Source organism: Mesorhizobium sp. 2RAF21 (assembly GCF_052115345.1).
GTDB classification, from domain to species: domain Bacteria; phylum Pseudomonadota; class Alphaproteobacteria; order Rhizobiales; family Rhizobiaceae; genus Mesorhizobium; species Mesorhizobium terrae.
Genome location: NZ_JBFRGM010000001.1, coordinates 587,942 through 601,497, shown reverse-complemented (window position 1 = coordinate 601,497; position 13,556 = coordinate 587,942). Strand labels below are relative to the sequence as shown.

The window sequence follows — 13,556 nt, the reverse complement described above, 5'->3', positions numbered from 1 at the left end:
GTGCCGGACTGGCAGCGCTAACGGTGGCGCTGTCTGGTGACGAGCCCTAAGTCCGGGCCCTGGAAAAACCCGGCCGCCGAAAATGGCGGCTTCGAGGTCCGAAGTCTGCCGTCGCGAAGGACGGCGAGGTCGGTCCGGGGCAAGAACACTGGCGGGGCGCCCGGAAGGCGCCACGTGCTATTTGCTAAGAGGCACCGACCCGGCGCCCCGCTTCCCACCTCCTGCAAGGGAGTGTTTTTTGACAATGGCCAGGGCGGATTTCCGCAGCGTGGCGATGAAGAAGTGTATTCAAGCCCGCCACGCCACCGTCATTCCGGCCGAGCGCAGCGAGAGCCGGAACCCATTGGCCGCAACATCGTCGAGCCCGGCCCGGTCCTCGTCTGGAACCGTGCACGCAGCCGGACCGGCGCTGCATGTTTCATAGCTGTCGACGCGAACCCAGGACCCGGCCGTGCTGCTCAATGGGTTCCGGGTCGGCGCTCGGCTTCGCCTCGCTTGCCCGGAATGACGAAGGCGTGGGATGGGACGAGCCGCCGGTCGTCCGGCGGACTGATGCGGGACGAACGATGCCCGCCCCGCTATTCGATCTCGGCGCCCAGCCCCTTCATCAGCCCCATGAATTCGGGGAAGCTGGTGGCGATCATGTTGGCGTCGTCGACCGTCACCGGCTTTTCGGCCGCCAGACCCATGATCAGGAAGCTCATGGCGATGCGGTGGTCGAGATGGGTTTTCACCGCCTCGCCCCTGGCCTGGCCACCCAGCCCCCTGCCGCCGGGAACGCCGCGCACGGCAAGCGTGGCCTCGCCTTCGGTGCAGTCGACGCCGTTGAGCTTCAGCCCGTTGGCGACGGCCGCCAGGCGGTCGCTTTCCTTGACCCGCAATTCCTCCAGGCCCTGCATCAGCGTCTCGCCCTCGGCGAAGCAGGCCGCGACCGCCAGTACCGGATATTCGTCGATCATCGACGGCGCGCGCTCGGCCGGCACGACGACGCCCTTCAGGTCGGACGCGCGGACGCGCAGGTCGGCGACATCCTCGCCGCCGGCGTTGCGCGGGTTGAGGATATCGATGCGGCCGCCCATTTCCTGCAGCGTCAGCAGCAGGCCGGTACGGGTCGGGTTCATCAGCACGTTCTCGATGAGGATGTCGGAACCGGGCACGATCAGGCCGGCGACCAGCGGGAAACCGGCCGAGGACGGGTCGCCCGGCACGGCGATGACCTGGCCGGACAACCTGCCCTGGCCCTCGATGAAGATGTGGCGCACGCCGCGCTCGTCGGTCTCGACGGAGAGGTTGGCGCCAAAACCCTTCAGCATCTTCTCGGTGTGGTCGCGCGTCATCACCGGCTCGATCACCGTGGTGATGCCCGGCGTGTTGAGGCCGGCGAGCAGCACGGCGGACTTCACCTGCGCCGAGGCCATCGGCACACGATAGGTGATGGGCGCCGCGTGCCTCGGACCACGCAGCGTGATCGGCATGCGGTCGCCGGGCGCCGCCTGCAGCACCTGCACGCCCATCTGCCGCAGCGGGTCGAGCACCCGGCCCATCGGCCGGCTGGACAGCGAGGCGTCGCCGACGAAGGTGGTTTCCATGTAATAGGTGCCGACGAGGCCCATGGTCAGGCGCGAGCCGGTGCCGGCATTGCCGAAATCGAGCGGCGCCTCGGGCTGCAGCAGCGCGCCGTTGCCGGTGCCGCGGATTACCCATTCCTCGCCATGTTTCTCGATATGGGCGCCCATCGCCTTCATGGCGGCGCCGGTGCGCATCACGTCCTCGCCCTCGAGCAGGCCGGTGATGCGGGTCTCGCCGGAAGCGAGACCGCCGAACATGAAGGAGCGGTGCGAGATCGATTTATCGCCCGGCACGCGGGCGGTGCCCGAAAGCGACGACGACCGCCGCGCGGTCGCAGGTTGTGGCTTGGCGTCGTGCGCCATTTTCGATTGTCCTGGATTTGTGCGGCCGAGCTTTGCTCAAAGCCGTGGGGTGGTCGTTTTTGCAGGGACGTTCCTAACATGCCCGCATCTGGCCGTCATCCCGAAAAAGGCGGCAAAACCGCTCTCCGCGCCCGTGGCTTTTGGCTTTGACAGCGCCGCAAACTGCGATTAAGGGGACCAATCTTTTTGTACGAGGCTTGCCGTGGCAAAAGCAGAACTTGGCATCAAACGCATCGACCCCGAGACGGGTCGCAAATTCTACGATCTGAACAAGGATCCGATCGTCTCTCCCTATACGGGCAAGAGCTATCCCCGTTCCTATTTCGACGACGGCAAGGCCGCCGCGGCTGTGGAAGAGGAAGAGGTCGAGGACAAGGAAGTCGACACCGAGGAAGAGGGCGCCGAACTGGTGTCGCTCGAGGACGCCGATGGCGAGGCGAAGGGCGACGACCTGCCGGATCTCGGCGACGATGACGACGTCGAACTCGACGACGATGACGACGACACCTTCCTCGAGGACGAGGAAGAAGAAGATGACGACGTTTCCGACATGATCGGCGTCGGCGACGACGAAGAGGACATCTGATGTCCGGGCGGGCGCGACGCGTCCGCCAACTTTCGAGCCGGCTTTCCGAAAAAAGCTGTTTCGAGAGGCTTGCTATCAGGGCAAGGCGGCGCTAGAAGCCGCCTGCACTGACTTGGCGGGGTCCCAACCCTGCCAGAATTTCTCGCCGGCAACGGCGACCGGCGCAGGCCGGAGTGGGGCCATAGCTCAGCTGGGAGAGCGCCTGCATGGCATGCAGGAGGTCAGCGGTTCGATCCCGCTTGGCTCCACCAAATCTTCCCCGATAGGCTGGTATTTTACGCCGGGCTCCGCTGCGGCCGCGCCGTCCAATCTCGCTCCCATCATTTTGTCTGGCAAATAGCGCGGGCACCCGGCGCCCATCTTGCGCAAACCCTCGCCACGGCGCTTTGCTGGCGTCGGGCGAATCGGAGTGCGAAATGGAAACGATCACAATCAAGGCAAAGGGCATTTCGGTCTCGGTCGACCTGGCGGTCGGCCATATCGCCGACCTGACCATCGAGGCCGGCGGTCGCCAGCTGAAGCCCCTGCATCGCGCCCCGTGGATCGACGAGCCGCAGCAGGACATGCCGCAGGGCCTGCCCGACGGCGTGACCCGGCTGTCCGGCGATTTTCTGTGCGCGCCGTTCTCGCGCAGCGACGTGGAGGAAGCGCCGCTGCATGGCTGGACCGCCAACAGCCCCTGGGACCTGGTGGAAAGTGCCGCAACCGCCGATGGCTGGCGCGCGGTGTTCCGCCTGCGGCGCCCGGTGATGGGCGCGACGGTGGAAAAGACATTCACCCTGCGCGACGGCCACCCGTTTCTCTACCAGGAACATGCCTTCGTCGGCGGCGCGGGCGCAGTCCCCGTCGCCCATCACCCGATGACCGTCATGCGCGACGGCGGGCACCTTGCCTTTTCGCCGAAGCGCGCGGCCGTCACTGAAGGCGATCCGCTGGAGCCGGACCCTGCGCGTGGCCGTTACCTGCTCGCCTATCCGGCGCGCAGCACGGACCTTGCCCGCTTCCCCGCCAAGGATGGCGGGACGGTGGATCTGAGCGAATACCGGATGGACCGGCGTCACGAGGATTTCCTCACCCTGGTGGAGGCCGATCATGGCGGCCCCGGCTGGACCGCGGTTTCGCGCACGGCCGAACAGGATATCGTGCTCGTTCTGAAGAACCCCGCCGAACTGCCGGTGACCATGTTGTGGGTTTCGAATGGCGGGCGCGACTACGCGCCGTGGAACGGCCGTCACCGCGGCGTGCTCGGCATCGAGGACGGGCGCACAGCCGTCGGCCACTCGACCTCGCTCGGCGACAACTGGCTGAAACGGGAGGGCGTGGCGACCGCCTTCGAACTCGGAGCCGACCGGCGCGTCTCGTTCCGGCACGTCATCGGCGCCCTGCCGGCGGCGACCGCGCAGGCGCCGCGCGACGTTTCGGCGGCACCCGACAGGTTGCGCGTTGCCACCGCCGACGGCTCCGTGCTGGAGGTTCCGTATGACGGCGACTTCCTGCGGATCGGCCGCGCCGGCTGAGCCGCCGAAAGGCGTTTGAAAGTTTCGACGGCGACGGGCACAATCGCCTTACCGACGGCCCCGCAGGGAGCACTTGATGTCCGAGATCGCGACCATCGCCGCCACCATCTTCAAGCGCGCCGGCAAGGCCCAGCGCTTCATCGTTGCCATCGCGGGGCCGCCCGGCGCCGGAAAATCGACCTTGTCGGCGGCCCTGCACGATGTGCTGCCCGCCGGTACGGCGGAGGTGGTGCCAATGGACGGGTTCCACTTTGACGACAGCGTGCTGGAGAAACGGGGCCTGCGGCCCCGCAAGGGCGCGCCGGAAACCTTCGATTTCGCCGGTTTCGAGGTTTTGCTGAAACGCATCCGCGCCGGCGAGCCGGACATCGCCATTCCGGTCTTCGACCGCAGCATCGAATTGTCACGGGCGGCGGCATCCATCATCGCCACCGACACGCGCTTCATCCTAGCCGAAGGCAATTACCTTCTGCTGGACGAAGAGCCTTGGAACCGGCTGGCGCCGCTGTTCGACCTCACCATCTTCGTGGACGTGACGCGCGGAGAACTCGAAAAGCGTCTGCGCCAGCGCTGGCACGAGCACGGCCGCAGCGACGAAGACGCGATCGCCTGGATCACGTCCAACGACATGCCCAATATCGAGCGCGTGCTGGCGCGCCGCCGCCCGGCGGATTTGATCATCCGCCAGGGCTGAGCAGGCAAGCTAGCGGGTAACGCTCAGGGCTTGGCGGGAATGTTGAGACCGCGCTGCACGGCGGGCCTCGCCAGACCGCGCTCCAGCCACGCAGCGACATTCTTGAAATCGGCGAAGCCGACCAGCTCGCCCGCTTCATAGAAGCCGATGAGATTACGCACCCAGCCGAGCATGGAAATATCGGCGATGGTGTAGTCGTCGCCCATGATCCAGCTTCGACCTCCGAGGCGCTTGTCGAGCACGCCCAGCAGGCGGCGCGTTTCATTGCGGTAGCGCTCCAGCGGGCGTTTGTCGGAAATCTCGCGGCCGGCGAATTTGTGGAAGAAACCGAGCTGGCCGAACATCGGGCCGACCGCCGCCATCTGGAAGAACACCCACTGGATGGTCTCGTAGCGCAGCGCCGTATCCGCGGGCAGGAACTTGCCTGTCTTTTCGGCAAGATAGAGCAGGATGGCGCCGGATTCGAACAAAGGCAGCGGTTTGCCGCCCGGACCGTTCGGATCGATGATCGACGGAATCTTGCCGTTCGGGTTCAGCGAAAGGAATTCCGGGGTCCAGCTCTCGTCCTGTCCTATGTTGATGTAGTGGGCCTCGTAGGGCAGGCCGAGCTCCTCCAGCATGATCGACACCTTGACGCCGTTCGGCGTGGCGGTCGAATAGAGCTGGAGACGATCGGGGTGCTGGGCCGGCCAGCGCGCATTGATCGGGAAAGCAGAAAGATCGGTCATCTGTTGCCTCGGAAAGAGGCGGCGCGAATGCACCGCCGTGGTGGGTGCAAGCTATCTAGACGCGCCGGCGCCGCATTCAAGACGCCACGCGATCAGACCGCCTTGAAGGCCAGCACCGCGTTGGTGCCGCCAAACGCGAAGGCGTTGCTCAGCGCAGTGCGCACTGGGCGTTCGCGCGCGACATTCGGCGTGACGTCGAGGTCGCAATCCGGGTCCGGCTCGCGATAATTGGCCGTCGGCGGCACGACGCCGTCGCGAATGGCCATGATGCAGGCGATCATCTCCAGCGCGCCGGAAGCGCCAAGGGCATGGCCGTGCATCGACTTGGTCGACGAGACCGACAATTTATAGGCGTGGTCGCCGAAGGCCCGCTTGATGGCGGCGGTTTCGATCTGGTCGTTGGCCTTGGTGCCGGTGCCGTGCGCGTTGAGATAATCGACGTCTTCGGGGTTGAACCCGGCGTCGGCCAGACAGAAACGCATCGCCGCCTCGGGTCCCTCGACGGTCGGCGCGACGATGTCGGAAGCATCGGCGGAGATGCCGACGCCGGCGATTTCACCAAGGATCGTGGCGCCCCGCGCCACGGCATGTTCGTAGCTTTCCAGCACGGCCATGCCTGCGCCCTCGCCCATGACCAGGCCCTGGCGGTCAGCCGAAAAGGGCCGGCAGGTGTCCGGCGACAGCACACGCAGCGCTTCCCAGGCCTTCATGATGCCCCAGACGAGCGGCGCGTCGGTGCCGCCGGTCAGCATCACGTCGGCACGACCGAGCCTGATCTGGTCCACGGCCGAGGCAATGGCGTGGTTAGCGGAAGAGCAGGCCGAGGTCACACCGAAGACAGGCCCGCGCAGGCCGAATTCCATGCTGACCTGGCCGGCGGCAGCGCCGGGCATGACCTTCGGCACGGAAAAGATGTCGGCGCGGTTTTTGCCATTAAGCAGAAGCGCGCGATAATTTTCCTCGATCGCCTCCCAGCCGCACACGCCGACGCCAACCGTGGCGCCGAAGCGGTAGGTGTTGTCCTGGCCGACGACGAGGCCGGACTGGCGCATCGCCTCCTTGGCGGCAATGATGGCCAGCAGGCTGAAACGGTCCATGGTGACTAGGCGCCGGCGCTCGAGGCCATGCTCGGGCAGCGTTCTGATTTCGCTACCGACCTGTACCTTGAGCTGGTGCAGGTCCGCGCCGACCACCTGTCCGATGGCCGAGCGCCCTGCCTTCATCTCGTTCCAGATCGAGGCGGCGTCGGTGCCAAGACCGCAAATGCCACCGATGCCGGTAATGACGACGCGCTTGCGCATGAAAATCCCGGTCAGGCTTTCTTCGCGATCAGCGCGCGAACCGCCTCGACCATGTCGCCGACATTCTTGAGATTGCTCCAGGCGTCGACCGTGTTCATCTCGATCTCGATGTTATAGGCCTCCTCGAGATCGAAGATGATCTCGGTGAGCTCGAGCGAATGGATGCCGAGCGCCGTCAGCTCGGTATTGGTCGTGATCTCCTCGCCGCCAGGCTCCGCGTGAGCCTTGATCTTCGCGATGATCTCGGTCGCCAATTCGTCAGCCATTCGAAGTCCTTCCCCCAAAACCGCATTTCTTTGCCTGGGTGGCGCCGTGGCGCCCTTGCTTTCACTGCTCCTGACGGAAGCATCAATTTCCTAGAGCCGCCTGATATGGCGGCATCAAGGCCGCCTCCTCTATAGAAACCGAAACGAAATGAGGCAATAAGCGATCTCGACAAAGCCGCGCGCGTGCTTAACTTGGACGGCAGGCATTTCAGGAAGAGCGGCGCCGCAGCCGCCGACCGTCGCTGGAGGAAAAGATGCTCGAATTGCGCCCGGGATGCGAATGCTGCGACAAGGACCTGCCGCCCGGCGCCACCAACGCCATGATCTGCACATTCGAATGCACATTCTGCGCGGATTGCGCCGAGACGGTGCTGAAGGGCGTATGTCCCAACTGCGGCGGCAATTTTTCGCCACGGCCTATCCGCCCGGCGGCACTGCTTGAAAAGTATCCGGCTTCGACCAAGCGGATCGTGAAAGCCGCAGGCTGTCTGCCGCAGAGTGACGCCGCATAAACGCCTATCCGCGCCGACCATGGAATACGGGGGACTTACCTAATGGCAACGAAGCTCTATCAGGGTAGCTGCCACTGTGGCGCGGTTCGGTACGAGGCCAGCGTAGACCTTGACCACACCATATCCTGCAACTGTTCGCGATGCGGCAGGTTGGGCAGCATCCTGATCTTCACCCCGGCGGAGAACTTCACCCTCGTTTCCGGCGAAGACGTGCTGACCGATTATCTGTTCAACAAACACGTCATCCACCACCTGTTCTGCCGGGTCTGCGGCATCGAATCCTTTGCCCGCGGAACAAAGCCCGACGGCACGGCGATGATCGCCATCAATGCGCGCTGCCTGGAAGAAGTCGATCCGGACGCCCTGACGCCGCAGAAGGTAGACGGCCGCAGCTTCTAGATCGCCACCGAACCCTGAGCATGTGACAACTGTAGGTCTCGATGGATCAGCCTCTTCCGCAAGCGCACGACATATTCCCGCATCTGCGTATCGTCATGGGCATGGTGATCGGCCTCGGCGTCACCCGCCTGCTTTCCGGTGTCGCCCGGATTATCCAGCATCCAAAGCTCTACAGGCTCTATCCGGTGCATCTGGCCTGGGTGGCGTCGTTGCTACTGATGCTGGTGCATTTCTGGTGGTGGCAGTTCAGCCTGTACCAGATCCCGGACTGGACCTTCGGCAAATACCTTTTCATCATCGGCTACGCGATAACGCTCTACCTGATGTGCGCGCTGCTGTTTCCCGATTCCATGCAGGATTACGCGGGCTACGAGGACTATTTCTTCACACGACGCGCGTGGTTCTTCGGCCTGCTGGGGGCGACCTATCTGCTCGATGTCGTCGACACGCTCTTAAAGGGCGAGGCGCACTTCGCACGCTTCGGCCACGAGTATCTGATCCGTACGCCGTTGTTCGTGATCCTGTGTGGCATAGCGATCCTCACCACCAACCGGCGCTTTCATCTCGCCTTGATCGTCTTCACGCTGATTTATCAGGCGTCCTGGATCCTGCGGCTCTTCGACACGATCGTTTGAGCAGCCTTGGGCCGGCTGTCGGAATGATCTAGGTTCTTACCGTCCAAGGGAGTTTTGGAATGTACAAGGCCGTCGGATCGCGTGGATCGCGGGTTTCCCGCGTCGTGTGGATGCTGGAGGAGCTCGGCGAACCTTATGAATTCGTCCCGGTGAAATTGCGCTCTCCGGAAGCCTATGCGCTGAACCCTTCCGGCAAGGTGCCGATCCTGGTCGACGACGACTTCGTGCTGACCGATTCCGCGGCCATCTGCGTTTATCTGGCCGAAAAACATGCCGACAAGGGCATGGGCGCCAATCCGGGCCTCACCGGACGCGCCGAGATGGATTCCTGGATGCAATTCGCACAATCGGAATTCGAGGCGCCACTGTGGAACAAGCTGCGCCACCGCTTCATTCTGCCAAGCGAGTTGCGGGTCGATGTCGGCCCCGCCGCCACTCATGATTTCGCCTCCGAGGTCGACGCGCTCGACCGCCGACTGGGCGATAAGACCTATGCGCTGGGCGATCGGTTTTCCGCGATCGACGTGCTGCTTGGCGAGATGGGCGCCTGGGCCCGCGCGGGCAAGTTCCAGATCGCGTCCGACCGCGTCAACGCCTATATGGACCGCGTGCTGTCGCGCCCGGCGCGGACACGCGCGCAGGCCAAGTGCGCGCCCGCCTAAGACGCAGCCCAAACCATCCGCCCAACATCAACGCCCAGAGATCCTTCGCGCACCAGATGATTGTCCTTGCCTTCGCCCTTTCCGCGGTTCTGATCGCGATCACCTCGCTCCATGTCTACTGGGGCATCGGCGGCATCTGGCCGGGCACTGACGCAGCCTCTTGCGCCCGGACGGTGGTGGGCGCGAAAGGCGTTCAGGAGATGCCAACACCTTTCGCCTGTTTCGCCGTCGCCGCCTGCCTGGTGCTGGTCACACTGTGGCCGCTTGCGCTGATGGGCATCTTCGCGACACCGTTCCCGCAAGGCGGCCTCGCTGGCGCCGCTGTTCTGATTGCCATGGTCTTCATCGGCCGCGGCCTGGTCGCCTTCACGCCCTGGTGGCGTCGCCTCACCCCCGAACAGCCCTTCGCCCGGCTCGACCGGTTGTATTATTCGCCGCTCTGCCTGCTGATCGGCGCGGGGTTCGCGATCCTCGGCGTGTCGCAGTTCCCGGCTTGAGAAGATCGGGCTGGATCAGCGCTTTCCCGTTGCCGCTGCGGCCTGGACACGGCATTCTCGGCGTCTCAGGGAGAAAACAACGATGAGCCTCGCGCGCCTGCAGAAGGAAACACCAACCAATTTGCCCTTCTATGAAGAGCGCGTCGATCTTGCCTGCGCGTTCCGCTGGACGGCGCGGCTCAACATGCACGAAGCCGTGGCGAACCATTTCTCGCTGGCCGTCAACGATGACGGCACGCGCTTCCTGATGAACCCCAACCAGGTGCATTTCTCGCGCGTCAAGGCAAGCGATCTGCTTTTGATCGACGCCAACGATCCCGAAACGCTGGAAGGCCCCAACGCTCCCGATCCGACCGCCTGGGGCCTGCACGGCGCCATCCACCGCCGGGTGCCGCATGCGCGCTGCGTGATGCACGTGCATTCGATCCATGCCACCGTACTCGCCTCGCTGGCCGACTCGACATTGCCGCCGATCGACCAGAACACGGCTGGTTTCTTCAACCGCTATGTCGTCGACGGGCATTATGGCGGCCTGGCTTTCGAGGAAGAGGGCGAGCGCTGTTCGCAGCTGCTGGCCGATCCCAAGCACAAGGTGATGATCATGGGCAATCACGGCGTGCTGGTGATCGGCGATACGGTGGCGGATGCCTTCAACCGCATGTTCTATTTCGAACGGGCGGCCGAAACCTACATCAAGGCCCTGTGGACCGGGCGGCCGCTGCGCGTGCTTTCCGACGCGATCGCCGAAAAGACGGCCGCCGAAATGGACGACTATCCCGGCCAGGCCGAACGGCATCTGGCGGAGTTGAAGGCAATCCTCGACGAGCAGGAACCTGTCTACCGCAACTGACGCGTTGCGTCAGAGGCCGAGTTCGGCGCGCAATTCTTCCGGTGTGAGTATAGCAACGGCGCCTGCCGGACCGGGCATCGGCTTCTCCGGCCAGAAGATCGTCTTCATGCCGGCGGCTAGGCCGGACATCGCCCCGGTCGTGCTGTCGTCGATGGCCACGGCGTCCTTGGGATCGACACCGAACAGCCAGGCAGCGCGCAGGAACGGCTCCGGGTGAGGCTTGCCTTCGCGCACGTCGTTGCGACTCACCGTCTTCATGCCGGCATGGGACAGGCCGACGGCGCCGAGATTGGCGTCGACGATCATGCGGTCGGAATTCGAAACCACCGCCTGTGGCACCCCGCGCGCCTGTAGCTCGCGGTAGATCTCAATCGCGCCCGGTCGCGGCTGCAGGCCGCAGACATTGGCGAGATAATAATCGTATTTGCGGGCGATCCACTCGTCGAAGGGCAAGGCGAGGCCGAATTCATCGCGCATCATGTCGTAGACGAAGGCGGCGGTCTTGCCGAGCACCCGCTCGTGCAGATCGGCGGGCGCGGTCAGGCCGACACCGCGCATGGCGGAAACCAGCGCCGCATCATGCAATGGCTCGCTGTCGACAAGCGTTCCGTCCATGTCCCAGAAAACGGCTTTCGGCGTCATCGGCGATCCTTTCGACGCTGCTTCATAGAGGATTTGCGCAGCGTGACAACGGCTAACGCGCCCAGTGCGGCTATTTCCGCGAACCTCAGCGGAAGAAAACGAAGCCGATGACGACGAAGGCCGGAATGAGTATCGCGCCGGACCATAGCATATAGCCGAAAAAACCGGGCATCTTGACGCCCTGGTGGCGCGCGATGGCATAGACCATGAAATTCGGCGCGTTGCCGATATAGGTGTTGGCGCCCATGAAGACGGCGCCAGCCGAGATCGCGGCCAAGGTCTTCGCCAGCCCCGTCATCATGTGTTGCGCGTCACCGCCGGCCAGTTCGAAGAAGACGAGATAGGTCGGCGCATTGTCGAGGAACGAGGACAAGGCGCCGGTCAGCCAGAAATAGGCGAGATTGTCGGGCGCGCCATCCGCCCCGGTCACCAGGGCAACGAGCGGCGCCAGCCCGCCGTTGGTGCCCGCCTTGAGGATGGCGATCACCGGGACGATACAAACGAAAATGGCGGCGAACAGTTTCGCCACTTCGGCGATCGGCCCCCAGGCGAAGCCGTTGGCCTGGCGGTATTCCTTGCGCGACACCGCCAGCGACAGCAAGGCCAGCGCCATTATCAGTGCGTCACGCACCAGGTTCTGCAGTTCGACCGCGACACCCAGCACGGAAAGCTCGACGCCCGGCTTCCAATAGGCCGACAAAAGGATCGCGCCGATGACACCGGCCAGCAGCGGCAGATTGGCCAGGCCACGGATGCGCACCCTGGAATCCGGCGTCGGGTCCTTGATTTTTGGCTGCCCGGCCTCGCGCCGATGCAAGACCAGATCAAGCGCCAGAAAAGCCGCCAGAACGATGACGCCGGCAAGCAAGGTCTGCTGCCAGATATGCGTCGTCGTCCAGAAGAAGTCGACGCCGCGCAGGAAACCGACGAACAGCGGCGGGTCGCCGAGCGGCGTCAGCGCGCCGCCGATGTTGGAGACCAGGAAAATGAAGAAGATGACGACATGGGCGTTGAACGGCCGGTTGTCGTTGGCGCGGATGACCGGGCGGATCATGATCATCGACGCACCGGTGGTGCCTACCACGGAAGCAAGCAGCGCGCCCAGCAGCAGGAGGCCGGCGTTGACGAGCGGCGTGCCATGGATGTTGCCGGCGACCAGAATGCCGCCGGAAATGGTGAACAACGCAAACAAAAGCACGATGAACGACAGATATTCGGTGATGAGCGTGTGCAGAACGGCATTCACCGCCAGCCCCGGTCCAAAGACCAGCGCCAGTGGCACGACCACAAGCACGGCCCAAAGCCCGGCGATCTTGCCGTAGTGATGTTCCCACAGATGGTGGAACAGCAATGGTCCGGTGGCGATCGACAAAAGCAGTCCGGCAAACGGCAAGGCCCACCACAACGACATCGTCGTTCCCGGCAAACCCTCGGTAGCCGAGGCCGGCGCCGCTGCCAAAACACAGCACGCGACCAGCGCCACAATCTTCGAAATATGCACCCTCCCCCAGCCCTTCACTTGCTTCAGCCGACTGCGTGCCGTTGCCTGGACACCATCAGACCAAGGTGACGCCAGCGGCTCGCATGCGCCCGAGCATGGTGTCGACCGAACCATTCAGGTCGATGCCACGGCAGGCGTCGAGGCGTACCGTCGTGGCAAATCCCTGTTTAGCGGCGTCGAGTGCGGAGAAGGCCACGCAGAAATCCGTGGCGAGACCGACCAGCGTGATCGCGCCGATGTTGCGCTCGCGCAAATAGCCGGCAAGGCCGGTCGGCGTGACATGGTCGTTCTCGAAGAAGGCGGAATAGCTGTCGATGCCCGGGCGAAATCCCTTGCGGATGATCAGTTCGGCCTTGCTCCAGGCCAGGCCCGAATGGAAATCCGAGCCGATGCTGCCCTGGATGCAATGGTCCGGCCACAGGGTTTGCGGCCCGTAGGGCATTTCGATCATTTCGAAAGGCTGCTTGCCCGGATGGCTGGAAGCGAAGCTGGAATGGCCGGCCGGGTGCCAGTCCTGCGTCATCACCACGTGCTCGGCATTGCGGATCAGGTCGTTGACCAACGGGACGATCTCGTCGCCGCCCGTCACTGCAAGAGCGCCACCGGGACAAAAGTCGTTCTGCAGGTCGACGACGATCAGCGCTTCATCAGCCATGGAGCCACCTTTCAGCCAATTGGGAGGCCGCCTTGGCGACCGGGGTGCAGAAACTCGACCAGATGACCGCCGGCGTCAACCTCCAACGCCCGCGACCGTCATCGAAGTCGATGCACCACCTGTGCTTTGACAAAGACCACCATGCTGATATCATTTGCATACGAATGAATTTGCCGGCGA

General features: G+C 64.0%; 16 protein-coding genes and 1 tRNA gene. 10 read left to right on the top strand and 7 right to left on the bottom strand.

The window, feature by feature from the left end; genetic code table 11:
• Positions 1-578: 578 nt before the first annotated feature.
• Positions 579-1,931, bottom strand: a complete 1,353-nt coding sequence (aroA, locus tag AB4136_RS03010) for a 3-phosphoshikimate 1-carboxyvinyltransferase (RefSeq protein ID WP_024924358.1) — start codon at positions 1,929-1,931, stop codon at positions 579-581.
• A gap of 202 nt (positions 1,932-2,133) precedes the next feature.
• Here aroA and AB4136_RS03005 point away from each other — a divergent pair, with 202 nt between their 5' ends.
• The 4 genes from AB4136_RS03005 (at position 2,134) to AB4136_RS02990 (ending at position 4,728) form a co-directional block, all read left to right on the top strand.
• On the top strand, positions 2,134-2,517 hold the full coding sequence (locus AB4136_RS03005; protein ID WP_024924359.1) for a TIGR02300 family protein: 384 nt from the start codon (positions 2,134-2,136) through the stop codon (positions 2,515-2,517).
• Between the two features lie 175 nt (positions 2,518-2,692).
• A tRNA-Ala gene (locus AB4136_RS03000) sits at positions 2,693-2,768 on the top strand.
• A gap of 165 nt (positions 2,769-2,933) precedes the next feature.
• The gene (locus tag AB4136_RS02995; RefSeq protein WP_024924360.1) at positions 2,934-4,034 is read left to right on the top strand and encodes a hypothetical protein; all 1,101 of its coding nucleotides are present in this window, start codon (positions 2,934-2,936) and stop codon (positions 4,032-4,034) included.
• 76 nt (positions 4,035-4,110) lie between these two features.
• Positions 4,111-4,728, top strand: a complete 618-nt coding sequence (locus AB4136_RS02990; RefSeq protein ID WP_024924361.1) for a nucleoside triphosphate hydrolase — start codon at positions 4,111-4,113, stop codon at positions 4,726-4,728.
• 23 nt (positions 4,729-4,751) lie between these two features.
• Here AB4136_RS02990 and AB4136_RS02985 read toward each other — a convergent pair whose 3' ends face one another.
• The 3 genes from AB4136_RS02985 to AB4136_RS02975 form a co-directional block, all read right to left on the bottom strand.
• Positions 4,752-5,456, bottom strand: a complete 705-nt coding sequence (locus AB4136_RS02985; RefSeq protein ID WP_024924362.1) for a glutathione S-transferase N-terminal domain-containing protein — start codon at positions 5,454-5,456, stop codon at positions 4,752-4,754.
• A 92-nt stretch (positions 5,457-5,548) separates the two neighbouring features.
• Complete coding sequence (locus AB4136_RS02980; RefSeq protein ID WP_024924363.1) at positions 5,549-6,757, bottom strand: beta-ketoacyl-[acyl-carrier-protein] synthase family protein; 1,209 nt, start codon at positions 6,755-6,757, stop codon at positions 5,549-5,551.
• Between the two features lie 11 nt (positions 6,758-6,768).
• Positions 6,769-7,023 (bottom strand): acyl carrier protein, encoded by a 255-nt coding sequence (locus AB4136_RS02975; RefSeq protein WP_024924364.1) that lies wholly within the window; start codon positions 7,021-7,023, stop codon positions 6,769-6,771.
• 254 nt (positions 7,024-7,277) lie between these two features.
• Here AB4136_RS02975 and AB4136_RS02970 point away from each other — a divergent pair, with 254 nt between their 5' ends.
• The 6 genes from AB4136_RS02970 (at position 7,278) to AB4136_RS02945 (ending at position 10,578) form a co-directional block, all read left to right on the top strand.
• Positions 7,278-7,535 (top strand): DUF1272 domain-containing protein, encoded by a 258-nt coding sequence (locus AB4136_RS02970; RefSeq protein ID WP_024924365.1) that lies wholly within the window; start codon positions 7,278-7,280, stop codon positions 7,533-7,535.
• Positions 7,536-7,577: 42 nt separating this feature from the next.
• Positions 7,578-7,934 (top strand): GFA family protein, encoded by a 357-nt coding sequence (locus AB4136_RS02965; protein WP_024924366.1) that lies wholly within the window; start codon positions 7,578-7,580, stop codon positions 7,932-7,934.
• Between the two features lie 41 nt (positions 7,935-7,975).
• On the top strand, positions 7,976-8,569 hold the full coding sequence (locus AB4136_RS02960) for a hypothetical protein (RefSeq protein ID WP_024924367.1): 594 nt from the start codon (positions 7,976-7,978) through the stop codon (positions 8,567-8,569).
• A 59-nt stretch (positions 8,570-8,628) separates the two neighbouring features.
• Positions 8,629-9,231: a glutathione S-transferase family protein gene (locus AB4136_RS02955; RefSeq protein ID WP_024924368.1), complete on the top strand. Its 603-nt coding sequence runs from the start codon at positions 8,629-8,631 to the stop codon at positions 9,229-9,231.
• A gap of 56 nt (positions 9,232-9,287) precedes the next feature.
• Positions 9,288-9,728 (top strand): DUF3995 domain-containing protein, encoded by a 441-nt coding sequence (locus tag AB4136_RS02950; RefSeq protein WP_024924369.1) that lies wholly within the window; start codon positions 9,288-9,290, stop codon positions 9,726-9,728.
• Positions 9,729-9,810: 82 nt separating this feature from the next.
• On the top strand, positions 9,811-10,578 hold the full coding sequence (locus tag AB4136_RS02945; protein WP_024924370.1) for a class II aldolase and adducin N-terminal domain-containing protein: 768 nt from the start codon (positions 9,811-9,813) through the stop codon (positions 10,576-10,578).
• 9 nt (positions 10,579-10,587) lie between these two features.
• Here the strand turns inward: AB4136_RS02945 and AB4136_RS02940 are convergent, their stop codons facing one another.
• From AB4136_RS02940 to pncA, 3 genes are all read right to left on the bottom strand, one after another.
• Entirely contained in the window at positions 10,588-11,220 is a 633-nt protein-coding gene (locus tag AB4136_RS02940; protein WP_024924371.1) for an HAD family hydrolase, read from the bottom strand.
• An 85-nt stretch (positions 11,221-11,305) separates the two neighbouring features.
• Complete coding sequence (locus tag AB4136_RS02935) at positions 11,306-12,706, bottom strand: sodium:proton antiporter (RefSeq protein WP_036255310.1); 1,401 nt, start codon at positions 12,704-12,706, stop codon at positions 11,306-11,308.
• A 70-nt stretch (positions 12,707-12,776) separates the two neighbouring features.
• The gene (pncA, locus tag AB4136_RS02930; protein ID WP_024924373.1) at positions 12,777-13,376 is read right to left on the bottom strand and encodes a bifunctional nicotinamidase/pyrazinamidase; all 600 of its coding nucleotides are present in this window, start codon (positions 13,374-13,376) and stop codon (positions 12,777-12,779) included.
• Positions 13,377-13,556 lie beyond the last annotated feature (180 nt).